Raw genomic sequence first — 25,989 nt, forward strand, 5'->3', positions numbered from 1 at the left:
CGAACGAGAAGATGAAGGCGTACACCGCGACGAAGAGGATCAGCGAAGCCGTGGCGGCCGACGCGGTCAGGAACGGCGTCACGGCATCCGCCGTGCGTAGCACGCCATAGACAGTCCATGGCTGGCGGCCGACTTCCGCGGTGTACCAGCCCGTGAGGATGGCGATCCAGGGCAATGGAAAGCTGAGGAAGATGCCCCACAGCAGCAGGCGGCTGCGCTCGAGCCGGTGCCTGAGCCCGAGCCAGGTCCCGAGCCAGGCAAGCCCCAACATCACGAAGCCGCAGCCGACCATGATGCGGAAGGCAAAGAACGGGATCGCCACCGGCGGGCGGTCCTGCGGCGCGAAGCTGCTCAGGCCGACCTCCTTCGAGCTCAGGCTCATGCTTGCGATGATGCTGCCGAGCACGGGAATCGATATCGCGTATTTGTTCGATTCGGTCGCGGAATCCGGGATCGCGATCAGCACCTCCGAAGCCGGTTGCTCGTCATGCCAGCGCGCCTCGATCGCGGCGAACTTGGCCGGCTGATAGTCGTGGACGTAGTCGCCGACGAGATGCCCGATGAACAATTGCAGCGGAAGCAGCACCGCTGCGAGCGCAAGACCCATGCGCAGCATCACATGCGCCTCGGCCCGATAGGTCCGCCGCAGCAGATACCACGCGCCGGTCGCCGCCACGCAGAACGCGCCGGTCAGATAGGAGGCCAGCAGCATGTGCGGAAACCGGACCCAGACCACCCGGTTGAAGATGATCTGCGCCCAATCGTCAGGCACGAACTGACCGTTTTGCACGACATAGCCGGTCGGCGCCTGCATCCAGCTGTTGTTGACCATGATCCAGAACGCCGACAGCGTGGTTCCGAGCGCGACCATCGCAGTCGAGAACAGATAGAACCAGGGCGGCACCCGCGACCGTCCGAAGATGAGGATACCGAAGAAACCCGCCTCCAGCATGAAGGCGGTGAACGTCTCGTAGGCCAGCAGCGGGCCCTGGATCGGCCCCGACATCCTGGACAGCACGCTCCAGTTCGTTCCGAACTGGAACGCCATCACAACGCCCGATACGACGCCCATGCCGAAGGCGACACCGAAGATCTTGAGCCAGAACTCGAACAGCGTCCGGTACACTGGCCTGCCACTGTACAGGTGCATCGCTTCGAGCACGGTCAGCCAGGCGGCAAGCCCGATCGTGAACGCCGGGAAGATGATGTGGAACGAGATGGTGAACGCGAACTGCAGCCGCGACAGGAGAAGCGCCGTCGGATCCATTGGGAAGCCCCTTCTTTTCTCACGCTCGCTTCGCGAGCTCGTCCGCCGGATCCGGCACTTCACCGAGGCTGCCGGCCTCTTTGCGGAGGTCGTTCATTCTTGCCTCTCTGGCAGTTGATGTCGGCGGCGCCGTTCCGGCACTTGGCGGAAATCATAGGCCGCGCACGGCGCCCCCGCTTCCGCGAGCGAACGTCCCTTTTCCGAATGGCATGGTGCGTCGGCGCATGTCCGGGAGACCGCTCAGCCGGTGTCGCACCAGCGCCGATTCCGCAAGCACGCCAGGAGCACAGAGGTCGACAATGTGATCGGCACGGCAAGACCGGCCGCATCCAGCCGCCTCGTCGCATAGCCACCGACCGCGGCGCCGAACAGGAACATCAGGCTGAGCACGAGCATGGCCGCGCCGCCACGCGAGGCGTCGCGATCGGATGTCGACACGAATTGATCGATGGCGCGCAGCATGTTGCCGGTCACGGTGACCGAGAGATAGCCCCAGCGCTCGACGTGCCTGAAGCTGGCGGACTGCAGCGCGATACCAAAGGAGATTCCGAGGATCACGATCGGATCAGGGACCCGGTGCAGCAGCAGCATCGCCGCCGCGAGGCAGGCAATATGCGCCATGAGACAACGCAGCGGCGCCTGGATGCGGATCGCCACCCAGGCGCCGAGCAGAAAGCCGACGATCGGCAGCAGATGGTGCTCGGCCCGCGGCCACCGTCCGGACAGGGCGTCGATGCCAAGGAAGACGACATTGCCGGTCTGCGAGCTCGCGAACACACCTCCGAGCGAGAGCCAGGTGAAGGCATCGAGAAAGCCGCCGGACATGGTCAGCAGGGATGCAACCAGGAGCGACCGCTCCGGCATATGGGCTGTGACGCGTGGCTCGGCTCCCGGCTCCGCCGATGCGGCCTGCATCACCATCCTGGTCGGCCCGCAATGTCAACAGCCGGGGCGCGGCGCGGCCTCGTCGGGCAGCACGACGCGTCGCGGGTGCGTGAACACGCCGTATCCGTCATCGCGGGCGATCGCCACGAGCGTGATGCCCGCTTCCCTCGCGGTCTGGATGGCGAGCGCGGTCGGGGCGGACACGGCAACGACGACCGGGGCGCCGATCATCGCCGCCTTCTGCACCATCTCGACCGAGACGCGGCTCGTCAGGAGCACGGCGCCTTCGCAGGCCGAACCGCCGTCGCGGAGGATCGCACCCGCGAGCTTGTCGAGAGCATTGTGGCGGCCAACGTCCTCCCTGACCGGACCGATGCCGGTGCGAGGAGTCCAGAAGGCCGCGGCATGAACCGATCGCGTGTGCCGGTTCAATGTCTGGAGCGGAGACAGCGCCTGCATCGCGTCCAGCAGATCCGCTGCGTGAAAGGCAACGCCGCGATCTTTCACCCGCGAGGGCGCGCGGCGGGCCTGTTCAAGGCTTTCGATGCCGCATAGCCCACACCCAACCGGGCCGCTGATGGAGCGCCGGCGGGCCGCCAGGGATGCCGCGCGGTCGCCATCGAGCCACATCCGCACCTCGACGCCGAGTTCGTTCGGGATCAGATCGACGCTCCTGATCTCGCTTCTTCGTCCGACGATGGCCTCGGTGAGGCTGAAGCCGATACCGAAATCTTCCAGATCGGCGGGCGTTCCCATCATCACGGCATGGGTCGAGCCGTTATAGGTGAGCGCGATGGCCGTCTCCTCGGCAACCAGCCGCGAGGTCGACCGCATCTGACCGCCGCGCCAGGCAATCTCCCGGTGCCGCGTGAATGTCGAACCCGTCATCATGGCTCATAGCCTCGCGCTTACGAATTCGGGCCGCTTCGCCCGGTCTCGTACAGGAACCAGATCCGCCGCTCCGTCTCGTCGATCCAGTTTTCCAGCACGCTCGCGGTGGCGACATCGCCATATTCGTCACAGAGCTCGTGGACCCGGCGCATTTCCCGTGTCAGCTGCTGGTTGTCGCTGCGCAGCTCGGCCAGCATATCCTGCGGATCGACATAATCCGCATCGTTGTCGAGAATCCGCTGCTCGCGGGCGATGTGGCCGATCGAGCGCAGCGTGGTGCCGCCGATCTTGCGCGCGCGCTCGGCGATATCGTCGGTCATGGCGAAGATCTGTTCGGCCTGCTCGTCGAGCAGGAGATGGTAGTCGCGGAAGTGACTGCCCGACATGTGCCAATGGAAATTCTTCGTCTTCAGGTACAGCGCGAAAACGTCGGCCAGCAACGCTCTCAACGCGGCGGGAATGTCCCGGTTCGCATTGGCTCCCAGATCCGTCGGGCTTTGCAGGTCTGCTTTGGTCATGGTCGGCATCCTTGTTGGAGGGTCGGAAACTTCTCGCCAGACGGTGGGCAGCCGGTCTTTCCATCCCGAAGGATCGTTTCCGGATTGCACGCCTGCCAGCGCGGGAGGCTCATTCGGTCGGCTTCATCCGCTCCCGCTGCGGCAGGGGCGAGATCGTCGCGAACACGCCATCGCGACGGATCAAGGCGTGGAACAGGGCCGCGGCCAGATGCAGCAGCACGAGGGCGAAGAACGCGAGGCCCAGATACACATGGGCATTCCAGAGCAGCGTGTGCGCCTGGTCGCTCTGCGGCAGCAGCGCCGGTATCTGAATTCCGCCATACAGGACGACCGGATAGGCCGCGGACCAGAGCATGCCGAGGCCAAGCAACGGCATGACGATCATGAGGCCGTAGAGCAGCAGATGCGACAATCGCGCGCCCAGCTTCATCGCCGGCGGAAGGTCGGCCGGCAATGGCGGCGCGCCGAAATGAAGCCGCAGCGCCAGCCTGACCAGGACGAGCACGAGCAGTGCAACGCCGAGCGTCTTGTGGATCAGGATCAGCGGCAGGTATTTCGGCGCGACGGTGGACACCATGCCGACACCGATGAAGAGCATGGCGATGATGCAGAACGCCATCAGCCAATGCAGCAGCCGCTGAATCGGGGCGAAGCGATGCGGGACGTTGCTCATGGCTTGGCGGCCTCGTTTCTCGGATAATCCCTGGCTTCGGCCGCGCGCAGATCGTAGGATTTGCGGTAGACCGACGAGCGCGCCGCCGGGAAGGGATCGTCCGACACCCGGATTCCCTGCGGCAGCACGGTCGGATCGAAGTTGACGTCGCGGCAGGGCCCATCCCGCTCGGGTTCAATTCGCTGCACGACCAGCGTTCCGACCTGCACCTTGCGCCGGTTCTCCGGCCAGGGTCTGCTGGGATCAGCGGTCGGATCGCCCGGATCGGCGACCGTCGTGACCATGGTCCATCGTTGCGGCGCGGACCGTACCCGGTCCGTGATCTCCTGCTCGAGAAAATCCGGGCCGCGCCTTTCCAGCTCCGCCTGCGAGATGGCAGCAGGCTCTGCCATGGGCACCAGCGACCATCGCACGGCGTGCTCGTCGCCTTTTGCATTCGTGAAGACGAAGCTGTTGAGACTGTTGTAGGGTTCTTCCGCATAGCTTCCGGTCCAGGGAGCCGCCTTGGCCCAGGCCGCGAAAGCCGCGAACTCCGGATTTGCGCGCGTGAACGTCTTCATTGCCTCCGGATCCTTCTTGCCGGCCGCAACCAGCAGGTCGTGAAACGCCTCGGGCGTCGACACCGCAAAGAATGGCGGATTGATCATCGCCATTCGCCATTCCTCTCCGTCCGCCGCCGATATCTGGAGCCCCATGCCGCGCACGCGCACGGTCGCGTCCACCGCGTTCGGATCGGCCGTGCCGAGATTGAAACGACCGAGGACCGGATAGCGGCCCTGCACGAACACCTTGGCGCGGGACAGTTCCACACCATTTCCGCTCGCTTCGAACATGCCGGTGAAGCAGATGCCCTTGGCATGATTCCGCCGGTGTCCGAGCGGCGGTCCGCTCGGAGGCGTCAACGCCGCGATCATGCGATCCGGCGTAAGACGCTCCGGCGCGAGCCACCCCGCGGTGTATGCGAAGGCCGCCGCGCTACCGCCAAGGACGGCGGCAATCAGGGTGAGCCATCCAAGGCTCGAACGTTCTCGTCCACCCGACTGGTTCATCAAGTCTCCTTGCAACGCCTCGGCCGCCTGGCGCTCGAACGCGCGCAGCTCTCCGCCCAAATGACACGACGCGAACCTAGCGGATCGCCGCCATGCCGATCTTCCCAAACGCACCGTCAATTTCGCGAAGGCACGGCCGGCCTGCCCCTCAGCACCCCGGCGGCAGGATCGGCGAGACTCCGGGCGTCGGCGCCGCACCTGACGCGTTGGCCGGCAGCACTGTCGCAGGCGATGCCAGATTCATCGTCATTCCTTCCGCACAGGTCGAGGTGTTGGGGCTGGGGGCGACGGCAGCGCTTGGATCAATGCCCGTGCCGACGTCGCCGCTGATGACGACCGGGATCGTACCCGGAGGCGGCCCTGCCTGCACTTGCGGGATCGTGAGCGGTAAACTCGCAGCGCTCGCCACCACCCCGCCTGGCGTTGAGCTGCACGCCACCGCCACTCCTGTCCCTGACGGCGCGGCCGCGGAAATTGTCCCGGTCGAGCTCCCGTTTTGTCCCGTGACCGGTATGATTGGACCCACATTGCCCGCCGTCGGCGATCCCGTGCTCGATGCGGTCGGCATCGTCGGCACCGACGTCGGAGACGTCGATGGTGGTGCACAGACGACGACCGTCCCCGGCGTCGTCGGGTCCGAGGCGAGCGGAACCGGTGACAGCGTGGTGTCGGGCGCGCCCTGCACGGTCGTTGCGGAGAACGGACCCGGGCTATTGAGCGGTGAGGTGACGATCGCGCCCGGCACGGTCGGGAGGCTCATCGCCGTGCTGCCGGTCGTCGCGACCTGGGCTTTGCCCGCGGAGCAGCCGAGCAGCAGGACGGCAAGCGTGGCGCATACGATCCGGATCATGTCGACGCCCCCTGTCCCGCCTCATCCTTGCGAATGGTGACTCTGCTGCCCTCCGCCAGATTGACCGCCGGATTGAGCACGACTTGCTCGCCGGGCCGCACGCCCTCGCGCACCTCTATCGAAGTGCCGAAATCTCGCGCGATCGAGATCTTCTGCAAATGAACGGTGCCGTTGCGCACGACTGCGACATGAAGGCCGTTCTGATTGAAGACCAGCGCATCGGCCGGAACCGACATCGACGGCGTCTTGCGCGGGATCGACAGTTCGACCGTGCAGTAGATGCCGGGGCTCAAGGCACCGTCGGGATTGGGCACGTCGATCTCGGTCAGCAGCGTTCGGCTCCCGGGCTGCAACGCGCTCGCGATGCGCGTGACCTTCCCCGGAAATGCCCGGCCCGGAATCTCGGGAACGTGAATCTCGGCATCGACGCCCGGCGCGACGCCGAAGGCCTCGTCCTGCGGCACGAAGACTTGGGTTCGGATCACGTTCGAATGCATCAGCGTGAACATGAAGGTCGATCCAGCCTGGACGAGGCTGCCATTGTCCACGTTGCGTTGCGTGATCACACCGTCGAACGGCGCCACCACACGCTGATAGGCCTTCTCCTGCTGGAGAACACGAATCTGCGCCTCCTGTGCCGTGATGTTCGACTGGGCGACGTTTACGGCGGCCTGCTGGGCGCGCAGGGTGAGACGGTCGTTGTCGCCCTGCTGCGCCGTCAACCAGCCCTGCTTGACCAGATTGCTGTCCCGCGTATTGGTGACGTCGGCAAGCTCCCGACTCGCTTGCGCCTGCTGCAACGCGGCCTGGTTCTGCGCCAGCGTCGCCTGCGCCTGCGCGATCTGCTGGTCGAGTTCCGGCGCGGTGATCTCCGCAAGGAGATCGCCCTTCTTCACATGATCGCCGATGTCGACGTAGCGCTTCTCGATGTAGCCGCTGGCCCTTGCAAAGATGTTCGCCGCCTCGAATGCCGTCGTCGTCGCCGGCAGGGTGACTTTCGTGAACTCGGCGCTGGCGCGGACCGTCCCCACACGAACCGCCGGAACGGCGGTCCTGATCTGCTCTGCCGATACGGCAAGTTCGCGTGCGGCCTGATAGTGCCGCCAGGCGCCCACGCCGACACCGCCGGCAAGGAGCACGAGCATGGCGCCGCCGAGCCATGCGCCGCCGTAGCGGCGCCGCGGTCGCGCGTCCTTGCCGGGCAGCTCCACGATGCGGCGGCTCTCCGCATCATGCGGCCCGCTCACGTCGTGGCTATTAGTCCGCACGCGAACATCACTCATTCCGGTAACTCCTCGAACACGCCGTGGTGAGGCTTGCCGTCATTGCCCTTGCGCAGCCAGGCAAAGAGATAGGGCACGATCAACAATGTCGTCGGTGTTGCGAACAGCAGGCCGCCGATGACGGCGCGGGCGAGCGCCGCGTTCTGCTCCTCGCCCGGGCCTCCGATCGCCATTGGAATCATGCCCACGATCATCGCGGCAGCCGTCATCAGCACGGGGCGGATTCGCGTGCGACCCGCGCTCAGCGCAGCTTCGAACGCAGTGTGCCCATTCAATTGCGCATCGCGGGCGAAGGTCACGAGCAGGATGGAATTGGCCGATGCAACGCCCACCGCCATGATCGCGCCCATCAGCGAAGGCACGTTCAACGTCGTCCCCGTGATGAACAGCATCGTCACGATACCGCAGAAGGTCGCCGGCAATGCCATGATGACGACGAAGGGATCGCCGAAGTTCTGGTAGTTCACGACCATCAGCAGATAGACCAGGATGGCGGCAAACAGCAGACCGATCCCGAGATCGCGGAACGATTGACGCATGCTCTGGATCTGCCCCAGGACCTGAATTGAATTTCCCGGCTGGAGCCGCTTTTGAAGCGTCGACGTGACCTTGTCGATATCGGCCGAGACGCTGCCGAGATCGCGCCCCTGCACGCTCGCATAGACGTCAAACACCGGCTGGACGTTGGCCTGGTTCGAATTGGTCGGCACAGTCCCCCGCTTGAAGGTCGCGACATTGCTGAGCAGTCCAGGCACGGTTTGTCCGCTTGCAGCCGACGAGGCCGACACCGGTGTGTTCTCCAGCGCATTGAGTGAATTGGCTCGATACTCGGGCGTCTGAACGGCGAGATAATAGGGGATGCCCGACGTAGGGTCGGTCCAGAAATTCGGCGAGACCTGGACGGACGAACTGAGGCTGACATTGATGTTGGTTGCCACCGTGCTGGCATTGAGCCCCAGCTGTGCGGCCCTTGTGCGGTCGATGTCGGCGTAGAACGCGGGAGCGTCGACCTCCTGTTGAAGATGCGCGTCGACGACTCCCGGAATCGCCGCCAGGCTCTTTTGCAGCTCCTTCGCCACGGACAGATTGTTGGCGCCGTAGCCGACGGTACGAACGTCGATCTGCGCCGGCAGCCCGAAATTCAGGATCTGGGTGACAATATCCGCCGCCTGGAAATAGAAGGTGTCTTCGGGGAATGCCGCCGGCAAAACCTGGCGCAGCTTCCTGACGTAATCCGCAGTCGGCCTGTGGCTGTCCTTGAGCGATATGAGGATCGTGCCGTCGTTCACCCCTGTCGTCGAACCGTCGGTGAAGGCCAGATTGTAGGAACGCGCCGGCAGTCCGATATTGTCGACGATCAGCCCGCGATCCCGGTCCGGAATGATTTCGCGGATCTTGTCCTCGACCGCCTGGAAGATTGCCTCGGTACGCTCGATGCGGGTCCCGGCGGGCGCGCGAACATGCAGCTGGATCTGACCGCCGTCGATCAAGGGATAGAAATCCCTGCCCACGTAGACAAACATGACGGCCCCGAGCCCCAGCACGAGCACGGCCGCGACCGGCACGATGCTGCGACGCCGGAGCAGGGTCGTCAGGAGTTCGGAATAGCCGTCGCGCAGGCGCTCGAAGCCGCGCTCGAACACGGCCGAGGCGCGCGAAAACATGCCGGACGAACGCTCGCCATCGCCGTGGCGCCGCTCGCACTTCAGCAGCAGACCGATCGTGATCGGCGTGAGAGTCCGCGACAGCGCATACGAAGCCAGCATGGCAAACACCACCGCAAGGCCGAGCGGCGTGAAGAGGTATTTGGCCGGTCCTTCGAGGAATACGACGGAGGTGAAGACGCAACTGATGGCGAGCGTGGAGACGAGCGTCGGTACGGCGATTTCGGCCGCGCCGTGCAGCGTCGCCTCCGACAGCGGCATCCCCTCCTCGGTCCAGAGCCGATGCGTGTTCTCGATCGTCACCGTCGAATCGTCGACCAGGATGCCGACCGCAAGCGCCAGCCCGCCCAGCGTCATCGTGTTGAGGGTCTCGCCCAGGAAATGCAGGACGATGAGCGAACACAGCATGGCGAGCGGGATGGAGATCAGGACCACGAGCGTCGACCGCCACGATCCCAGAAAGACCAGGATCATCAGCGCCGTGAGACCGGCCGCGATCGCGCCTTCGCGCAGCACACCGTCGACGGAGTGGGTGACGAAGACCGATTGGTCGAACAATTCGGTGATCTTCAGCCCGGCTGGCGCCGAAGCCCGAATCGACTTCAAGGCCTGCTTGACGCCGTTGACGACGGCAAGCGTCGAGGCGTTGCCGTTCTTGATCACGCTGAGCAGAACCGAGCGGTGACCGTCCTCGCGCACGATATTCTGCTGGACCTGATATCCGTCCCGAACCTGGGCGACGTCCTTCAGCAGGATCGTCGCCCCATTGGCGAACTTGACCGGGATCATGTTGAGATCCTTGATCGAGGCCGGCGTCGCATTGGTCCGCACGGTGTACTGGGTGTCGCCGATCTTCGCCGTTCCGGTCGGCAGCGTCAGGTTCTGGGTATTCACCGCATTGACGATGTCGAGCGGCGTCAATCCGCGCGACAACAGCTTGTTCGGATCGATGTCGACCATGATCTGGCGATACTTGCCGCCCGCGGGCGTCGGCAATGTCACCCCGGGAACGGGAGCCAGTTGCTGCCGGATCCGGTAGATGCCAAAGTCGTACAATTGCTGCTCGTTCAATTTGTCCGACTCGAGACTGAGCTGAAGTACCGGCACGCTCGACGCGTTGAACTGCACGATGACGGGCGGCTGAATGCCCGGCGGCATCAGGGCGCGGATGGCGTTTGTTGCCGATACGATCTGCGAGATCGCGAGATCGAGATTGACGTCCGGCTGGAAGTAGATCTTTTGAACCGACAGGCCGTTGAGCGTCTGCGCCTCGATGTTCTTGATGCCGCTGACATTGGCGCTGATCGAGTACTGGCTGTAGGTGCTGACGCGCTGCTCCATCTCCGGCGTCGAGAGGCCGGTGTAGCTCCAGATGACCGTGACGACAGGGATGCGGATCTCGGGAAAGATGTCCGTCGGCGTCGACCAGACCGAGATGCCGCCCAGAAACAGGATCAGCGCCGCGAGCACATAGAATGTGTGCGGAAACCGGAGCGCAAAGCGGACAATTCCCATGGAGACGACTACCTGGAGCAGGTTGCGGGAAATTTCTGTTCAGATGACGACGAGGCGCGGCCGTTCAAATGACAACGAATTCGGCATCGCCGGCGCTCGATCGCTCATGTCGAAGCGAACGCCACGCGCCTCGCGCGCGAGATGTTGTCCGGACCGGCGGGTGGCGACAGGGACGGCGCCACGTGCCGCCCCTGTCCGCGGGAGCTCGCCGGCTCCTCCGTGGCGCGGATCGCGGCGCACCTGACCTTTGCAAAGGCGCGAATCTCGATCTGCCGAACGCGCTCGCTGGAGATCGAAAGCTCTCGGGCAAGTTGCTCGAGCGTCGGGGGATGCTCCGCCAGCCGTCTTGCCTCCAGCACGCGCCGCTCGCGCCACGTGAGGCCGTTCAGCGCAGCGCGCAAGGCGTCGGTCCGATGCTTCATCTGATCCTGATCGGCAAGGATGGTCTCGGCGTCGCTCGCCTCGTCCACCAGCAAGGCTTCCCACTCGGAACCGTGTTCGTCGCCGCCAACACGCGCATTCAGCGACAAGTCGCCGTTCAGGCGGCAATCCATCTCCATCACGTCACGGGCCGAGACTTCGAGCTTGGTGGCGATCGCCTCGGCGACATCAGGCGTAAGCCCCGCCATCCCGCCCCGGCCATCCTTTCTCATCTCGCGGCGGAGCCGGAAAAACAGCTTCTTCTGGGCGGCCGTCGTTCCGATCTTGACCAGCGACCAGGAGCGCAGGATGTATTCGTGAATGGCGGCCTTGATCCACCACGTCGCATAGGTCGAAAATCGCGAGTTTCGACCGGGCTCGAACCGCGACGCGGCGATCACGAGGCCGAGACTGGCTTCGGCCATGAGATCGGCGAACGGGAGATTGTACCCCCTGTAGCTCCGCGCGACCTTGGCGGCGAGCCGGAGATGGCTCGTGACGAGCATGTTCGCGGCATCACCGTCCCTCGTCTCCTGCCAGCGGCGCGCAAGCTGCTGCTCCTGCTCGCGTTCGAGCAGGTCGTACCGGCCGATGACTGCGGAGTACGCACTGAACACACCGGCCGCCGTACGCCCGCCCGGCTCAGCCGCATCGATCTTGCTCAAACCCGCGCGACGCATTTGCATCCTTTGCTCCCACATTCTAGCCGACGAAGGGACAGTAAGAGGCCTCCGAATGACGGCGCCAGTAAATTGAACTTAACGAGCCTGAATTCGCTTTCAGAGATCTCGACCTTCTTTCCGCTTTGCACGTGTCGCACACGGCATCGGCGGTCATCGGCGCTCACATCGGCGCGAGGCTCGCGTGAAGCGAGCTAGCGGACGCGGGTGCCGCGGCCTCGCGCGATGTCGCTCCCGTCGGGACCAGGATCTCCACCCGTCCGCCCGGTGCCGGGCAAATGGTCAGGCAGAAGCCGTGCAGCTTGACGATGGCCGCGACGAGGCTCAGTCCCAGTCCCACTCCCGGCGTATTGCGCATCTTGTCGGAGCGGTAGAACCGACGCAGCACCGCCTCGCGCTCCCACTCGCCGATGCCGGGCCCCGTATCGCGCACGCGCATGAGCACGGCCCCGTCGTCCGACACCAGTTCGAGCGTCACCCTTCCGCCCGCCGGGGTGAACTTGACGGCATTGTCCACGAGATTGGCAATCGCCTCGAACAGCAGGTCCCGATCGCCCCGCACCTTCACTTTGCGCTCGATCTCGACCTCAATCTCGATATCCTTGTCTTCGGCAATGGGTTCGTAGACGTCGCACACCTGTCGCAGGATCTCGTCGAGCGCGACGTCGCCGAAACCGGCCGTACGGCTGCTGCTCTCGATTTCGGCGAGGCGCAGCAGCGCGGTGACGATTGCGAGCGATTGATCGATTCCGGCCATTGCCTTGTCCACGATTTCCTGAAGGTCCTCCAGCGTGGCCGCATGCGTGCGCCCGCGCTCCAGTGCCAGGCGGACTCGCGTGAGCGGCGTTCTGAGATCGTGAGCGATATCGTTGCCGACACCGGCAAGAGCGTTGATCGTGGTCTCCATCTCATCGAGCATGCCGTTGACGATCCCGGCCAGCCGCGCGAACGGATCGTCCGCATTGGTCTGCGGGAGCCGCTCGCGGAGATCGCCGGCAACGATGCGCTGAACCCTCTGGTTCACCTGCTCCACGCGCCTCTGGGCGCGGACACTCAGCCAGGCCCCGGCCAGCAGGCAGAGGCAGAATGCCGGCAGCAGCCCCAGCACCAGCGCCTGCCCGACGACGCTGGATATCTCGCGCGTCTCGTCGACGTTCCTCCCAATCACGAGGATATGGCCGCTGCCCAGCCGCCTGCCGGCGGCCTTGACGACGGCATCGCGATCCGCCGACGGTCCGACCCGGGCGAGCCGTACGCTCTGAACCGGTCCGCCGAGCTCGAACTTCGACGGCAATCGCGCGATGTTGCCAGCAAGCCGGGCCCCTGCGGCATCGAACAGCCCGGCATATTGCACGCCCCTGGAATCTTGCTTGAGATGGTCTGAGATCGCGTCGATGAGGCGGCCGGGCGGCAGTTCGGCCATGGAGTTGAGCTGCGTGGCGATCATGAGGTCGGATCGCACGATCAGGTAGTCGTCGATCTTCCAGTAGATGAACGCGAACAGCCCGGCGACGAACAACGCCAGTGCGGCCGCTATCGTCGCGGCCCACAGGAACGTGTTCGAACGAATGAACTGAATCTGGCGCATCGATCCGCCGGACTTGTCAGCGAGTGCGCAGCACGAAGCCGGAGCCGCGAACGTTGTGGATGAGCTGCGTCTCGCCGGAGCCGTCGACCTTGTGACGAAGGCGGCCCATGTGCACGTCGATGAGATTGGTGGTTGCCGGCACGAATTTGTAGTTCCAGACCTCCTCGAGCAGCATCGCGCGGGTCAGCAGCTGATCGCTTCGGCGCATCATGTATTCGAGCAGGCGGAATTCGCGCGGCAGCAGATCGATCTCGCGCTCGCCTCGCCGCACGGTCCGCTCGATCAGGTCAAGCTCCAGCGGCCCGGCGCGCAACGTGGTCTCTCGGCTGTCGATCGGACGGCGCAGCAACGCCTCCACCCGGGCGACGAGCTCGATCAGCGCGAACGGCTTGGTGAGATAGTCGTCTCCGCCGACGCGCAATCCGCGCACCCTGTCATCGACCGCGCCGAGCGCACTCAGCACCAGGACGGGCGTCCTGACCTGATCCTTGCGCAAGGCCTCGATGACGGTCAGCCCGTCCATTCCGGGCAGCATGCGATCGACGATCAGGGCATCGGGAGACGATTCGCGCGCCCGATCGAGACCGCCGATGCCGTCGGGCGCCCATCGCACCTCGAATCCGCGCTCGGTGAGTTCGGCCACGATCGCATCGGCGGTCTCGGCATCATCCTCGATCAGGAGAATCCGCGTCATTGTGCTGGTCCCACGTCCTGCGAGGCCTCGAGGCCGGCGGCGAAGCATGGGCTCGGTGATCCGTGTCGGCATGTTCAACGCCCGCCCGGGCCGAACACGCGAGGCAGGACCGGCATGCGACGCACCGCTGGCTCGCAGGACAAGTAACCCTGCGCGGAATGGCACGCCATTAAATAGCATGTCAGAGAACAGGGGCGCGCAGCCACCGCTGGCGTCGGCGCGATGGCGATCGAATGTGCTGTCGCAGCGATCATTTCTCATCTCCATGCTGCAGGACGCTTCCACACATAAGTCCTCGGGGAGGCCGCTGTTACGCGGCGGAAGCGCAATCGTTGCGCGTTTGCACGATCGTGCTTGCCGGCAAGGTCGGAATCACGGGCCATTGAACGCAGGTGAGCAATTCGTGCGTTTTGTTGACGCGCGCTCGTCCGCACCTCCTTCGCAGGCCGGCTTGGAATGCCGGCTGTCATCAAAGGAGAAGCCAAATGACCACTCTCAAGCTCTTGTCGACCGGACTGATCGCAGTCGCCATGCTCGGGGGACCCGCCATGGCGCGGGAAAGCCATGCCGTCGCGCGATCATCCGCCATGCAAGCCGATCCGATGGCATCGGACGGGTCGGTCTATCAGATCGGCCACGCCTGCGTTCCGGCGCCACGTGTCGGCGCGTTTGCGACGGCGCCATGGACCGGCAACAACGTTCCCTGTGAGCCGGGCCCCGGCAGCTTCTGATGCCGACAACGCAGCGGCCGGCCGGGCGGGCGTCTCGCTCGGCCGCCGCCGTTCAACGATGGGGATGGGCCCGACGCCGGGCCCGCCCTCGCCCGGTCGTCGCGCCGGATCACTCTCGCCGATGCGCAGCGCCCCGCTCCTGAAATCGATTTCAGTGGGATTGCCGCTAGACCCTCCTATCTCCCTTCACGACGGGGCTTGCTGACGGCACGAGGCTGAAGCGACGGCATCGGCCGCCGGGCATCTGGACACGAAAGGAGTCCCTCATGAAACGAGCATTGATGATCATAGCGACCGCGGCGCTCGCCTCCGCGCTGGCTGTCGGAACGGCCGAGGCACATGGCGGCGGTGGCGGTGGCCACGGCGGCGGTGGCTTCGGTGGCGGACATATGGGCTTTGGCGGCGGCCATATGGGGTTTGGTGGCGGCGCGCATTTCGGCGGCATGGGACATGCCGGCGGATTCCGCAGCGGAGCCCGATTCGGCGGCGAGCACCTCGGCTTCGGCGATCATGTCGCAACCGGCGGCCTGCGGCAGCACGCATTTCACCGCTATGACCGCTTCCGGTCCGGATATGGCTTCTACGGCTATCCGGATTGCTATGACTGGTACGAGCTGCATCCCGGCCGGCCGTTGCCGCTGAGCTGCAGCTAATCCTGTGAAAGGCGCCGATCGGTCCGGACCACGCCAGCGCGCAGTCCGGATCGATCCAACACCAGCGGATGGCGCCTGTGCGTCATCTCGGGAGGATGCTGGCACGCCGGATGCATCGAGTGAGGCAGGCCCTATTGCATCCACGCACGGAATCGCCGATCCAAGCTGGACAAGCGCGCCACCCGGGGGGCGCAGGCGCAATGGAGAGTCCCTTGGCTGAGAGCGCGCATTCGACAGTTCGGTCGCTCGACCCCCGCGGGAGATGGTCCGAGCTGTCCCAGGCAGAGCGCGATGCCGCCTATGACAACAACGCGGCCGTCAAGAACAGCGCGGCCCTGATCGCCGAGCGCAACGAGGCCTCCAGCCGGTTGCGGGGCACGTTGAACTCCAACCTCGACCTGCCCTATGGCAAGCGGGCCAACAACAAGATCGACCTCTATCCGGCCGCGAAACTTGATGCGCCGTGCCTGATCTTCCTGCATGGCGGCTATTGGCAGCGCAATTCGCGCGAACTGTTCGCCATGCTGGTCGAAGGCGTCGCCGCGCATGGCTGGTCCGTTGCGATACCCGGCTATTCGCTGGCGCCCGAAGTGTCGCTGACCGATATCGTCGGCGAAATCCCGCGTGCACTCGACTGGCTCGCCGCGCATGGTCCGTCCCGCGGCGTTGCCGGGCCGGCCGTGCTGGCGGGCTGGTCCGCCGGTGCCCATCTCGTGGCGATGGCGCTCGATCATCCGCATGTCCACGCGGGCCTGGCGATATCGGGCGTTTATGATCTCGCGCCGATCCGCGATACCGGGCTCAACAACGCGCTGAAGCTGACGGATGCGGAAATCGCCACGCTGTCGCCGCTGCGCCTGCCCGTGACGCCAAAGCGGCTCGACATCGCCTATGGCAGCAGCGAGCTGCCGGCCCTCGTGAACGATTCAATCGATTTCCACGACAAGCGCGCCGCGGCCGGAGCGCCCGGCAAGCTCATTTCGGTCGAAGGCGCCGACCATTTCACCATTCTCGAGGCCCTGCGTCGGCCGAACGGCATCCTGGTGGAGGCCGCTCGGCGGTTGCTGGACTAGAACTGCGAAAACAACCCCATGCACAGTAGAGACGCCGTTGTTTTCAAAGACACATTTTTGAAGACGGATCGACGCCGACGACCGCTTTGACTCGTCGGGCAAAACAGGGGCATGATGTCATCATCGCCCCGGCTGCCGCTCCTGCATCTCAATCCAGATTTGCTCGCCGATGATGCGCACCGGATAAAGCCGCAGCGGCGGGCTCGGCCATCCCGCGGTGATTGCTCCATCGCGCAAGTCGAATGATGCCGCATGGCGGGGACAATGGAGTCGCCCCGCTGTCACCTGCCCCAAGGCCAGATCCGCCTGTTCGTGCGGGCACGCACGTTCGCAGGCGACGACGTTGCCCTCGTTCCAGATCACGAGCAGGTCGCGCCCGGGGACGCGGACGATTGTCTCCGCCTTCAGCCGGTCGAGATCGCAGACGGCAATCCACCCGGCATCGTCACCCACCGAGATAGGCCTTGCGCACATGCTCGTTCGCGATCAGCTCGGTGCCGGCGCCCGACAGCACGATGCGGCCATTCTCGAGCAGATAGGCATGATCGCACATCTCCAGCGCGGCGAAGGCGTTCTGCTCGACCAGCAGCACCGTGGTGCCGGCATCGCGGATGCCGCGGATGATTGCAAAGGTGCGCTCGACGATGTTGGGGGCAAGCCCGAGCGATGGTTCGTCGAACATGATCAGCCGCGGTCGCGACATCAGCGCGCGCCCGATCGCGAGCATCTGCTGCTCGCCGCCGGACAACGTCCCCGCCGCCTGCCGGCGTCGCTCGGCAAGCCGCGGAAATTCCGCGTAGATGCGGTCCCGGTCGGCTGCGATCTCGCCTGAACCGCGACGGAGGTAAGCCCCCATGTCGAGATTTTCCTCGACGCTCATGTGCGGAAACACCCGCCGCCCTTCCGGACAATGCGCGATTCCGCTCGCCAGCACGCGCGGGGCCCTGGCGCCGGTGATGTCGATGCCCTCGAACCGCATCTGGCCCGAGCGTGGCGGCACGAGGCCGGAGATCGCGCGCAACGTCGTGCTCTTGCCGGCGCCGTTGGCACCGATCAGCGCGACCAGCTGGCCGGCCTTCACGTCGAGTGAGATGCCGCGCAGCGCAGTGACGCCGCCATAGCCGCACACCATGTCGCGGATCTCAAGCACGTGCAGCTCCATGTCCGAGATAGGCTTCGATCACCGCGGGATCGTTGCGGATCACGTCCGGTGTCCCTTCCGCGATGATGCGGCCATAGTTGAGCACCACGATGCGATCCGAGACCGTCATCACCATCGGCATGTCGTGCTCGACCAGCAGGATGGTGATGCCGCGATCGCGGATGCTGCGGATCAACTCTACGAAGCGGTGCGTTTCCGAGGCGTTCATGCCGGAGACCGGCTCGTCGAGCAGCAGCATCGATGGCTCTGCCGCAAGTGCCAGCGCGACACCGACGAGACGCTGCTCGCCGTAGGACAGTGAGCCCGCTGCATCGTGCGCGCGGCGTTCGAGACCGACCCATTCCAGCAGTTCGCTCGCCCGCTGCCGCAGTCTTCGCTCCGAGGCACGCGCGCCGGGCAGCCCGAGGATGGCATCGAGCAGCCGGACCCGGCCCTGACGATGCAGGCCGATCAGGAGATTGTCGTAGACGGTGTCGTTGGGAAACACGCTGGTGCGCTGGAAGGTGCGGATCAGACCGAGATCGGCGACCTGATGCGGCTTCAAACCGGCGAGCGCAGTGCCCTGATAGGTGACGCGACCCGCGCTCGGCGTCAGGAAGTCGGTCATGACGTTGAAGGCGGTGGTCTTGCCGGCGCCGTTCGGCCCGATCAGGCTGACGATCTCGCCCTCGCCGACCGTGAAACTCATGTCGGAGATTGCGACCAGGCCGCCGAAGCGGACGGCGACCTGCTCGACGCTCATGGCAACGCTGCGCGCCGTCATCACGCCGGCTCCTTGGCAGCGGTCTCGGCCAGGGCGACGGGCGCCAGCGTCGTCACCCCGCTCCGTCGCCGGCCGAACCGCTGCGCGAGCGACGGCACGATGCCGCGCGGCAGCACGAACAGGATCGCGATCAGCACGCCGCCATAGGCGATCCACTGCGCTTCCGGCGCCATGACCGGCCGCAGCGCGACCGGCAGCAGCCCGAAGATCAGGCCGCCGACGACCGGGCCGGCCAGCGAGCCCTTGCCGCCGCTGATCACCATGATCACCATGGTGACGGTGTTGATGAAGGCGAAGACCTCGGGATCGATGATCCGGATGTAGTGCGCATAGAGGCTGCCGGCCGCCCCCGCGATCGCCGCCGATATCACCGCCGCGATCGTCAGCGTCCTGGTCACGTCGATGCCGACGGAGACCGCCAGCGTCTCGTTCTCCATCAGCCCGCGCATCGCGCGGCCGAAATGCGAATGAACGAGGCGCGCGATCAGGAGATAGGCGACGAGCGCCACCACCAGCACGAGGTAGTAGTTCTGCATCTTGGTGCGAAGGGTCAATTCACCGAAGCCAGGCAAGGCCAGCGCGATGGAGGGAATGTTGGTCAGCGCCAGCGGGCCCTGCGTCAGCTCGACCCAGTTCAGCGCGACCAGCCGGACCACCTCGGCAAAGGAGATCGTCACGATGACGAAATAGGCGCCACGGACGCGGAACGAGAGCAGCCCGACGAAATAGCCGCACAATCCGGCGATCAGGATCGCAAGCGCGAAGCCCGCGATCGGCGGCCAGGGCGCGTGGACCAGACGGATGTCTCCGGGCAGGCCGACGTCGAAACCGAGCGATGTCAGCGCGCTGACATAGGCGCCGATGCCGAAGAAGGCGATGTGACCGAGGCTGAGCTGGCCGGTGAAGCCGAGCAGCAGATTCAGACTCATCGCGCCGATGACGAAGATCCCGGTCGTGATCAGCGCATTCAGAAGATAGGGATCGCGCAGCCAGAGCGGCACCGAGGCCAGCGTCGCGACGGCGAAAATGGTGATGGCGGTCCTCATCCGACGCGCTCCGCGCGCGCGAACAGGCCGGTCGGCCGGAAGATCAGCACCGCGATGATGATGAGGAAGCCCATGGCGTCGCGGTAGCCGGACGAGACGTAACCGGCGCCGAGCTCCTCGGCGAGCGCCAGGATGAAGCCGCCGATCACGGCACCCGTGATGTTGCCGAGGCCGCCGAGGATGACGATGGCAAAGGCCTTCACCGCGGCGAGATCGCCCATTTGCGGGAAGATCACGTAGACCGGCCCGAGCAGCGCGCCCGCCGCGGCGGCCAGGCTGGAGCCGATCGCGAATGTCGAGGTGTAGATCATGTCGACATTGACGCCCATGAGCGAGGCGGTGTCGTGGTCCTGGAACGTCGCGCGCATCGCGCGGCCGAGGCTGGTCTTGTTGATCAGGAGGTACGTCACCAGGATCAGCAGCGCCGCGGCGGCGAGAACGAACAGCCGCAGCCAGGACACCGATACCGGCCCGAGCACCAGCGGCGCCTCCGGAAACGGCGTCGTCACCGATTTGGCGACCCCGCCCCAGATCCACAGCGCACCCGACTGCATCGCGATCCAGGCGCCGATCATGACCAGCATCGTGGTGTCGATGTCGGAGCCACGCAGTGGTCGCAGCAAGGTCAGCTCGATCGCCGCCCCGAGCAGCCATCCGGCCAGCACGGCCACGGGCAGGGCCAGAAAGAAGTTCAGCCCGAGCTGCTGCACCACGATGAACATGATGTAGGCACCGAACGTGTAGAGCACACCATGCGTGAAGTTGACGACGTTCATGATGCCGAAGATCAACGTGAGCCCGATGCCCAGCAGCGCATAGGTGCCGCCGAGCACGAGCATGTTGATCAGATGCTGGAGGAATTCGCTCAAGACCGTTCCTGTATGACTCGTAGTGAGGCGAGAGCGGCGATGTGCCGCTCTCGCCTGTGACAGACCGACGCTAGAGCGTCTTCATCGCGACCTTGCCGTCGTTGATCTCGATGAGATAGACGTTCGGCTGGCTCTGCCCGCTCTCCTTGCCTTCAGGACCGGACTTGCGGAACACGATGTCGCCGTTGAGTCCCTTGATGTTGATGTTCCACAGCGCGGCCTTGATCGCGGCAGGCTCGGCCTTGCCGGCCTTCTCGATCGCGGCCGCCGCGGTGCGGATGCCGTCATAGCCGCGGAAGCTCTCGGTGCAGCCGGCGAACTCGAAGCCGCGCTTCTTCCATTCCGTGATGAAGTAGTTGGTCGCTTCCGGATTCGGCGTCTTGTCCGGGAACCAGGGCAGGAAGGTGGTGAGATGCATGGTGCCGTTGGCGGCGGCCCCCGCCTGGGCGATGATCTGGTCCGGGTTCTGCGAGCCGCCGGTGGTGATGATGCGCTTCTTCAGGCCCAGCGCGGCGGCCTGCTTGAAGATCAGCGTCAGTTGGTCGACCGCGGTCGTGACGATGACCGTCTCGGAATCCGAGCTCTTGATCTTGGAGAGCTGGGCGCTCATGTCCTGCGCGCCCTGGTCCATGGTCTCGACCAGGCCGATGCTGATCCCCTTCTCCTTCATCATCTTGCTGAAGTCCTCGGCAGTGCCGCGGCCCCAGTCGTTGTTGATGACGAGGAAGTCGACCTTCTTGAGCGCGAGCTTGTCGACGATCCCCTTGAACGCGGCCGCCTCGATTGCCGAGGGCGGCGAGATGCGGAAGATGAAGGGATTGCCCGTCGTCGTGATCTTGCCCGAGGACGAGGTCTCGACCACCATCGGCGTCTCGTATTCCATCAGCTTCGGCATCACCGCGAGCGTCAGGCTCGAGCCCCAGGCCCCCATCAGCACCGGCACCTTGTCGCTGGTGATGAGCTTCTCGGCGACGGCGGCAGCTTCGGTCGGGTTGCTCTTGTTGTCCTCGATCACCAGCTCGATCTTCTTGCCCAGGATACCGCCCTTGGCGTTGATCTCGTCGGCGGCAATCTTCGCGCCGTTGACGACGTACGTGCCCGATGCCGCGAACGCGCCGGTGAGCGGCTCGTTGACGCCGATCTTGATGGTCTGCGCCTGCGCGGCGCCGCCGACCAAGGCCGCCGCAAGCGCGACGGCCGGAACCAGTCCGAGTGCTCGTGTCATGTTGTCTCTCCAATTCCCACGCTGTTGATGTCTAGTCTGTCCAGGCTTCGTCACTTCCGGTGTGCGGGCACACCGTCACCCCGCCCCGCTCCGGCGGCCAAAGATGCGGGCGATCCGCGCGCGCAAGACGTCCGACGCAATCGACCAGAAGCTCAGCTCCGCCGGGGCGATCTGCTCCGATGACGCGCCGGACATCTGGCGATCGAGATTTACCGCGAACTCCGCGATCAGGCGCCGGGCGAGATCGCGCACCAGGCCGGGCCGGCCGATCTGGGCCAGCATTCCCGTGAGCGTGTAGCCGATCGACAGCTCGACCGCGGTCGCCGCACCGCCTTCGAGCGGAAGCAGGCGATAGCGAATCTCGCCTTGCGTCGCAGAATGGCTGCGGCGATCGGTGCCGATGCCGACGATGCGGCCGGAGAGCGTCACGGGATCGCGCTCGACGCGCGCGGCGCCCTCGAAGGCCGCGGCGACCGGCCCGAGCCTGACGCGGATGGCGCCTTCGACGCGCTCAGGGCTCGGTACCCCCGTCAGCGCAACGCCGGGAAGGCAGGATGCAATGCCCGCGATATCGTCGAACATCGCGAACACCTTTGCCGGCGGATGCGGCAGCGTGAAGCGCTGGTCGAGAACGGTCGCCGGGGTGAAGTCGTGGATGCTGCCCGGCGTGGCACTCTCTGATGCCGGAGCCAACGCCTGCTGCGCAGACCGCGGCTCGCTTCGGCTAGATGCAGCTCGCCCCGAGCCGACGGGGCCGAGACCGGTCCGGCCGCCATCGGCCAGCGGCCCAATGTTGCGCGCGCGCCTCGCCTCGATCACGGACTGCACCGCGCGCACGATGCCGACATAGCCGGTGCAGCGGCAGAGATTGCCGCTCATGCCGACGCGGATGCGCCGCTCGTCGGCGTCGGGCAGACGCAGCACGAGGTCGCGCGCCGAGACCAGCATTCCCGGCGTGCAATAGCCGCATTGCAGGGCATGCTCGCGGGTGAAGGCGGCGCGCAGCTCGACCGTAACCTCGTCCTCGTCGAGGCCCTCGATCGTGGTGACGTCGGCCCCCTCGCAGGCCGCCGCATAGGTGATGCACGAGCGCGCCGGCACGCCGTCGAGCAGCACGGTGCAGGCGCCGCAGACGCCGTGCTCGCAGCCGAGATGGGTGCCGGTCAGATCGAGCTTGTCGCGAACGAAATCGGCAAGGCTGGTGCGCGGCTCGGCCGACAGCTCCACCGCGCGGCGGTTGACGTTGAGCGCGATCGTGCTCATGCCGCGGCCTCCTGGACGGCGCGCTTCAACACGCCGACATGGATGTGGCGCTGCGCGGCATCGTCGATGCCGGCCTTGGCCAGAAGAGCGTCGGCGACACGGACGTCGAAACGCTGCTTGTAGTCGGCGGCAATCCGGCCGCCGAACAGCTCGGCGGCGTCGGTGATGACGATGGGAGCAGTGTCGATCGCGCCAATCACGATCCGCGCGGAAGCCGCGGCGGGATCGATCAGGACCGCGCCGATGGCATGGGCGAACTCGCCGGTCTTGCGGCAGCTCTTGGCATAGCCCCAATGCGCCGAGACCGATCGCGCCGGCACATGGACCGCCTCGACGATCTCGCCCGTGTGCAGCGCGGATTCCAGAGCGCCCACCACGAACGCCTCGACGGGCATCGTGCGCGCCCCGGCAAGACTGCGCAGCGTCACCCGTGCGCCCAGAGCGGCGAGCGCCGAAATCCAATCCGCGGCGGGATCGGCATGGCTGAGCGAGCCGCCGATCGTTCCGCGGTTGCGCACGGCGCGATAGGCGATGTTGGCGGCCACGCCGCGCATGGCCCCGCGGGTCACGTCGGCCGCGCGCCCGTCTTCGATATCGGCATGGGTGACCAGGGCCCCGAGCACGAGCTCGCCGCCGAAAATCTCGGCGCGCTTGAGCTCGGCAAGAGCAGAAATGTCCACGATCAGCTCCGGCTGCACCAGCCGCAGATTGAGCATCGGCCCGAGCGACTGGCCGCCGGCGATGATTTTCGCCGAGCCGCTGCCGGCAGCCAGCATCGAGAGTGCTGCCGTGAGATCGCATGGGCGTTCATAAGCGAAGGAAGCGGGCTTCATGCCGCACTCCTTTCGGCCACGCGCGCGGCCAAGACGGCAGCGACGACCCGATGCGGCGTGATCGGCGATTGCATCAGCTCGACGCCGAGCGGGCGCAGCGCGTCGTTGACGGCGTTGGCGATCGCGGCCGGCGGCGCGATCGCCCCGCCCTCGCCGATACCCTTCACGCCGAACTGCGTATAGGGCGACGGCGTCTCCATGTGATCGAGGCGAGCCGCGGGAACTTCGGTCGGTCCGGGCAGCAGATAATCGGCGAGCGTCGTCGCCAGCGGCTGACCGGAGGCATCGAACGGCATTTCCTCGTAGAGCGCGGTGCCGATGCCTTGCGCGAGGCCGCCATAGATCTGGCCGTCGACGACGAGCGGATTGACCAGCACGCCGCCATCCTCGACGATCACGTAGTCGAGGATCTCGACCTCGCCGAGATCCGGATCGACCGCGACCACCGCCGCATGCGCGGCGTAGCTGAAAGTGCCGCTGTCGCGCACCGGCTTGTAGCCTTGCGTCACCTCGAGCCCGCCCGGATCGACGTCGGCCGGCAGATCCTGCGGGCGGCGATACCAGGTGTGGGCGATCGCCTTCAGGCTGACGCTGCCATTGACGCCGCGCACCTCGCCATCCTGCAACACCACCGAAGCCGGATCATGCTGCAACAGCTTGGCGCCGATGCGTCGGGCGCGCTCGCCGAGCTCGCGGCATGCGGTCGCCACCGCGCCGCCCGCCATCACCATCGAGCGCGAGCCCCAGGTTCCGGTTGAATAGGGCGTCATCGCGGTGTCGCCGAGGATGATACGGATCTTCGCGACATCCACCCCGAGGATTTCATGCGCGACCTGGGCCAGCGTGGTCTCCATGCCCTGTCCGTGCGAATGCACACCGACGCGGAGTTCGAGGCCGCCATCCGGCGTCAATCGTGCGGAAGCCTGCTCGTGGCCCGGCACCATCGGGATGCCCCAGCCGGAATAGACTGACGTGCCGTGCGCGGCCTGCTCGCAATAGATGGAGACGCCGACGCCGATGCGGCGGTCGTCGGCCTCACCTTTGCGCTGGCGGCCGCGAATGGCATCGATACCGATCTGTGCCAGCGCGCGGCGCAGCGCTTCCGGATAGTCACCGCTGTCGAAATGCTTCCTGGTGATGTTGTCGAACGGCATCTGTTCGGGGCGCACCAGATTGCGCAGCCGCACCTCTCCGGGCTCGAGCCCGGCCTCCGCCGCCACGAGATCGAGCATCAATTCCAGCGCGAAGCAGACGCCGGTGCGCGCCACGCCGCGATAGGGCAGGATCGGACATTTGTTGGTGGCGACCGAGAAGGTGCGGCAGCGATAGGCCGGCATCCTGTAGGGCCCGGGCAGAATGCTGGCGACCTGCGCGGCTTCGAGGCAGGCCGAGAACGGATAGGACGAGTAGGCGCCGGAATCCACGGTCGCCTCGCAATCGATGCCGCGCAGCGTGCCGTCGCGGTCGGCGTAGACCGTGATCCTGTAGTGATGTTCGCGGCAATTGGAGCTGGCAACGAGATGCTCGCGGCGATCCTCGATCCAGCGCATGGGATGGCCGCAGCGCATCGTCAGCCAGGACAGGCAGACCTCTTCGGGCAGCAGGATGCCCTTGTGACCGAAACCGCCGCCGACGTCAGGCGAGATGACGCGTATCTGGCCCTCCTCCATGCCGAGACATTCGGCAAGACCGCTGCGCGTGATATGCGGCATCTGCGCTGCGGAATGCAGCGTCAGCTGGTCCAGCCTCGGATCGAAGGTCGCGACCACGCCGCGGCCTTCGAGTGGCGACATGCACTGCCGCGCAGTCGAGATTTCGCGCGTCACCTTGATCGGCGCATCCAGCGCGGCCGAGATATCGACCTCGTAGTTGGTTTCGAGGAAGACGTTGTCGCCCCAATGCTCGTGCACCAGCGCCGAGCCGGGCGCGCGAGCCTTCAGCATGTCGGTGACGGCGGGCAATTCCTCCAGATCGAGCGTCACCGAGGCCGCAATATCCTCCGCCTCGGCGCGCGTCGGCGCGAGGCACATCGCGACGAGCTCGCCGACCTGGCGCACCTTGCCGGTTGCCAGCACCGGCTGCTCGGAAGTCTTGAAGCCCGGAAGAGCCGAGATCGCGCGAATAGGCTTGATGCCGTCAAGATCGGCCGCCGTGAACACGCAGCCGCGATGGCGTTCAGGCACGTGGATGCCGCGGATGCGCGCATGCGCCAGCGGGCTGCGCACGAAGGCGACATCCTGCAGGCCGGCGAGCCTGATATCGGCGACATACTGGCCGCGGCCGCGCATCAGGCGGTCGTCCTCCTTCCGCGGCAGCCGCGCGCCCACGCCCTGCCCGGACCTGCCAGAACGAAACTCTCGCTCGTTGCGCAACTCCGCGTCCTCCCTCACCGCC

General features: G+C 65.7%; 24 protein-coding genes. 3 read left to right on the top strand and 21 right to left on the bottom strand.

The window, feature by feature from the left end; translation table 11 throughout:
• The 12 genes from IC50_RS00380 to IC50_RS00435 form a co-directional block, all read right to left on the bottom strand.
• A partial coding sequence (locus IC50_RS00380) for a cytochrome ubiquinol oxidase subunit I (protein ID WP_035699210.1) occupies positions 1-1,267 on the bottom strand: 1,267 nt, incomplete at its 3' end.
• A gap of 240 nt (positions 1,268-1,507) precedes the next feature.
• Entirely contained in the window at positions 1,508-2,182 is a 675-nt protein-coding gene (locus IC50_RS00385) for a YoaK family protein (RefSeq protein WP_244429490.1), read from the bottom strand.
• 24 nt (positions 2,183-2,206) lie between these two features.
• Positions 2,207-3,043: a formate dehydrogenase accessory sulfurtransferase FdhD gene (fdhD, locus tag IC50_RS00390; RefSeq protein ID WP_085973493.1), complete on the bottom strand. Its 837-nt coding sequence runs from the start codon at positions 3,041-3,043 to the stop codon at positions 2,207-2,209.
• Positions 3,044-3,060: 17 nt separating this feature from the next.
• Positions 3,061-3,561: a Dps family protein gene (locus IC50_RS00395; RefSeq protein ID WP_035699250.1), complete on the bottom strand. Its 501-nt coding sequence runs from the start codon at positions 3,559-3,561 to the stop codon at positions 3,061-3,063.
• A gap of 109 nt (positions 3,562-3,670) precedes the next feature.
• A complete protein-coding gene (locus IC50_RS00400; protein ID WP_035699213.1) occupies positions 3,671-4,234 on the bottom strand; it encodes a cytochrome b in 564 nt (187 codons plus the stop codon).
• Positions 4,231-5,283 (bottom strand): catalase family peroxidase, encoded by a 1,053-nt coding sequence (locus IC50_RS00405; RefSeq protein WP_157460770.1) that lies wholly within the window; start codon positions 5,281-5,283, stop codon positions 4,231-4,233. Before IC50_RS00405 ends, IC50_RS00400 begins: the two co-directional genes overlap by 4 nt.
• Positions 5,284-5,431: 148 nt before the next feature.
• Entirely contained in the window at positions 5,432-6,133 is a 702-nt protein-coding gene (locus IC50_RS40955) for a hypothetical protein (protein ID WP_157460771.1), read from the bottom strand.
• Entirely contained in the window at positions 6,130-7,416 is a 1,287-nt protein-coding gene (locus IC50_RS00415; protein WP_035699215.1) for an efflux RND transporter periplasmic adaptor subunit, read from the bottom strand. The genes IC50_RS40955 and IC50_RS00415 overlap by 4 nt, the downstream gene beginning before the upstream one ends.
• On the bottom strand, positions 7,413-10,595 hold the full coding sequence (locus IC50_RS00420; RefSeq protein ID WP_035699217.1) for an efflux RND transporter permease subunit: 3,183 nt from the start codon (positions 10,593-10,595) through the stop codon (positions 7,413-7,415). The genes IC50_RS00415 and IC50_RS00420 overlap by 4 nt, the downstream gene beginning before the upstream one ends.
• A gap of 104 nt (positions 10,596-10,699) precedes the next feature.
• Positions 10,700-11,701: an RNA polymerase factor sigma-32 gene (locus tag IC50_RS00425; protein ID WP_081492315.1), complete on the bottom strand. Its 1,002-nt coding sequence runs from the start codon at positions 11,699-11,701 to the stop codon at positions 10,700-10,702.
• A 157-nt stretch (positions 11,702-11,858) separates the two neighbouring features.
• A complete protein-coding gene (locus IC50_RS00430; protein ID WP_035699218.1) occupies positions 11,859-13,283 on the bottom strand; it encodes a sensor histidine kinase in 1,425 nt (474 codons plus the stop codon).
• A 16-nt stretch (positions 13,284-13,299) separates the two neighbouring features.
• Complete coding sequence (locus IC50_RS00435; protein ID WP_035699220.1) at positions 13,300-13,977, bottom strand: response regulator transcription factor; 678 nt, start codon at positions 13,975-13,977, stop codon at positions 13,300-13,302.
• 485 nt (positions 13,978-14,462) lie between these two features.
• On the opposite strand from IC50_RS00435, the gene IC50_RS00440 reads away from it, so the two are divergent.
• From IC50_RS00440 to IC50_RS00450, 3 genes are all read left to right on the top strand, one after another.
• A complete protein-coding gene (locus IC50_RS00440) occupies positions 14,463-14,708 on the top strand; it encodes a hypothetical protein (protein WP_035699222.1) in 246 nt (81 codons plus the stop codon).
• A 266-nt stretch (positions 14,709-14,974) separates the two neighbouring features.
• Positions 14,975-15,361 (top strand): hypothetical protein, encoded by a 387-nt coding sequence (locus IC50_RS00445; RefSeq protein ID WP_035699224.1) that lies wholly within the window; start codon positions 14,975-14,977, stop codon positions 15,359-15,361.
• Between the two features lie 200 nt (positions 15,362-15,561).
• Positions 15,562-16,434: an alpha/beta hydrolase gene (locus tag IC50_RS00450; RefSeq protein ID WP_035699225.1), complete on the top strand. Its 873-nt coding sequence runs from the start codon at positions 15,562-15,564 to the stop codon at positions 16,432-16,434.
• Positions 16,435-16,554: 120 nt separating this feature from the next.
• Here IC50_RS00450 and IC50_RS00455 read toward each other — a convergent pair whose 3' ends face one another.
• The 9 genes from IC50_RS00455 to IC50_RS00495 all read right to left on the bottom strand — a co-directional run bounded on the left by IC50_RS00455 (position 16,555) and on the right by IC50_RS00495 (position 25,985).
• Positions 16,555-16,887, bottom strand: coding sequence for a Rieske (2Fe-2S) protein (locus IC50_RS00455; RefSeq protein WP_440588127.1), 333 nt, complete (start codon positions 16,885-16,887; stop codon positions 16,555-16,557).
• On the bottom strand, positions 16,880-17,584 hold the full coding sequence (locus IC50_RS00460) for an ABC transporter ATP-binding protein (RefSeq protein ID WP_035699258.1): 705 nt from the start codon (positions 17,582-17,584) through the stop codon (positions 16,880-16,882). The genes IC50_RS00455 and IC50_RS00460 overlap by 8 nt, the downstream gene beginning before the upstream one ends.
• Positions 17,577-18,359, bottom strand: coding sequence for an ABC transporter ATP-binding protein (locus IC50_RS00465; protein ID WP_035699227.1), 783 nt, complete (start codon positions 18,357-18,359; stop codon positions 17,577-17,579). Before IC50_RS00465 ends, IC50_RS00460 begins: the two co-directional genes overlap by 8 nt.
• Entirely contained in the window at positions 18,359-19,405 is a 1,047-nt protein-coding gene (locus tag IC50_RS00470) for a branched-chain amino acid ABC transporter permease (RefSeq protein WP_035699229.1), read from the bottom strand. Before IC50_RS00470 ends, IC50_RS00465 begins: the two co-directional genes overlap by 1 nt.
• Positions 19,402-20,274: a branched-chain amino acid ABC transporter permease gene (locus IC50_RS00475; protein ID WP_035699230.1), complete on the bottom strand. Its 873-nt coding sequence runs from the start codon at positions 20,272-20,274 to the stop codon at positions 19,402-19,404. Before IC50_RS00475 ends, IC50_RS00470 begins: the two co-directional genes overlap by 4 nt.
• Before the next feature lie 70 nt (positions 20,275-20,344).
• Positions 20,345-21,499 carry an ABC transporter substrate-binding protein gene (locus IC50_RS00480; protein WP_035699232.1) on the bottom strand — a complete coding sequence of 385 codons (1,155 nt, stop codon included), beginning with the start codon at positions 21,497-21,499 and terminating at the stop codon, positions 20,345-20,347.
• Between the two features lie 75 nt (positions 21,500-21,574).
• Positions 21,575-22,762, bottom strand: coding sequence for a xanthine dehydrogenase family Fe-S subunit (locus IC50_RS00485; RefSeq protein WP_035699233.1), 1,188 nt, complete (start codon positions 22,760-22,762; stop codon positions 21,575-21,577).
• Positions 22,759-23,595: an FAD binding domain-containing protein gene (locus IC50_RS00490; RefSeq protein WP_035699235.1), complete on the bottom strand. Its 837-nt coding sequence runs from the start codon at positions 23,593-23,595 to the stop codon at positions 22,759-22,761. Before IC50_RS00490 ends, IC50_RS00485 begins: the two co-directional genes overlap by 4 nt.
• Positions 23,592-25,985 (bottom strand): xanthine dehydrogenase family protein molybdopterin-binding subunit, encoded by a 2,394-nt coding sequence (locus IC50_RS00495; protein WP_035699237.1) that lies wholly within the window; start codon positions 25,983-25,985, stop codon positions 23,592-23,594. The genes IC50_RS00490 and IC50_RS00495 overlap by 4 nt, the downstream gene beginning before the upstream one ends.
• Positions 25,986-25,989: the final 4 nt, after the last annotated feature.

The sequence above is a fragment of the Bradyrhizobium genomosp. I (2014) genome, assembly GCF_000261685.1.
GTDB lineage: Bacteria > Pseudomonadota > Alphaproteobacteria > Rhizobiales > Xanthobacteraceae > Bradyrhizobium.

Excerpts from the sequence above, each read along its gene's own strand:
- IC50_RS00470 (WP_035699229.1), bottom strand. The coding sequence starts at position 19,405 with ATGAGGACCGCCATCACCATTTTCGCCGTCGCGACGCTGGCCTCGGTG.
- IC50_RS00425 (WP_081492315.1), bottom strand. The coding sequence starts at position 11,701 with ATGCAAATGCGTCGCGCGGGTTTGAGCAAGATCGATGCGGCTGAGCCG.
- IC50_RS00400 (WP_035699213.1), bottom strand. The coding sequence starts at position 4,234 with ATGAGCAACGTCCCGCATCGCTTCGCCCCGATTCAGCGGCTGCTGCAT.
- IC50_RS00465 (WP_035699227.1), bottom strand. The coding sequence starts at position 18,359 with ATGACGGCGCGCAGCGTTGCCATGAGCGTCGAGCAGGTCGCCGTCCGC.
- IC50_RS40955 (WP_157460771.1), bottom strand. The coding sequence starts at position 6,133 with ATGATCCGGATCGTATGCGCCACGCTTGCCGTCCTGCTGCTCGGCTGC.
- IC50_RS00395 (WP_035699250.1), bottom strand. The coding sequence starts at position 3,561 with ATGACCAAAGCAGACCTGCAAAGCCCGACGGATCTGGGAGCCAATGCG.
- IC50_RS00405 (WP_157460770.1), bottom strand. The coding sequence starts at position 5,283 with ATGAACCAGTCGGGTGGACGAGAACGTTCGAGCCTTGGATGGCTCACC.
- IC50_RS00435 (WP_035699220.1), bottom strand. The coding sequence starts at position 13,977 with ATGACGCGGATTCTCCTGATCGAGGATGATGCCGAGACCGCCGATGCG.
- IC50_RS00420 (WP_035699217.1), bottom strand. The coding sequence starts at position 10,595 with ATGGGAATTGTCCGCTTTGCGCTCCGGTTTCCGCACACATTCTATGTG.
- IC50_RS00450 (WP_035699225.1), top strand. The coding sequence starts at position 15,562 with ATGGAGAGTCCCTTGGCTGAGAGCGCGCATTCGACAGTTCGGTCGCTC.
- IC50_RS00445 (WP_035699224.1), top strand. The coding sequence starts at position 14,975 with ATGAAACGAGCATTGATGATCATAGCGACCGCGGCGCTCGCCTCCGCG.
- IC50_RS00430 (WP_035699218.1), bottom strand. The coding sequence starts at position 13,283 with ATGCGCCAGATTCAGTTCATTCGTTCGAACACGTTCCTGTGGGCCGCG.
- IC50_RS00415 (WP_035699215.1), bottom strand. The coding sequence starts at position 7,416 with ATGAGTGATGTTCGCGTGCGGACTAATAGCCACGACGTGAGCGGGCCG.
- IC50_RS00490 (WP_035699235.1), bottom strand. The coding sequence starts at position 23,595 with ATGAAGCCCGCTTCCTTCGCTTATGAACGCCCATGCGATCTCACGGCA.
- fdhD (WP_085973493.1), bottom strand. The coding sequence starts at position 3,043 with ATGATGACGGGTTCGACATTCACGCGGCACCGGGAGATTGCCTGGCGC.
- IC50_RS00485 (WP_035699233.1), bottom strand. The coding sequence starts at position 22,762 with ATGAGCACGATCGCGCTCAACGTCAACCGCCGCGCGGTGGAGCTGTCG.
- IC50_RS00385 (WP_244429490.1), bottom strand. The coding sequence starts at position 2,182 with ATGCAGGCCGCATCGGCGGAGCCGGGAGCCGAGCCACGCGTCACAGCC.
- IC50_RS00480 (WP_035699232.1), bottom strand. The coding sequence starts at position 21,499 with ATGACACGAGCACTCGGACTGGTTCCGGCCGTCGCGCTTGCGGCGGCC.
- IC50_RS00440 (WP_035699222.1), top strand. The coding sequence starts at position 14,463 with ATGACCACTCTCAAGCTCTTGTCGACCGGACTGATCGCAGTCGCCATG.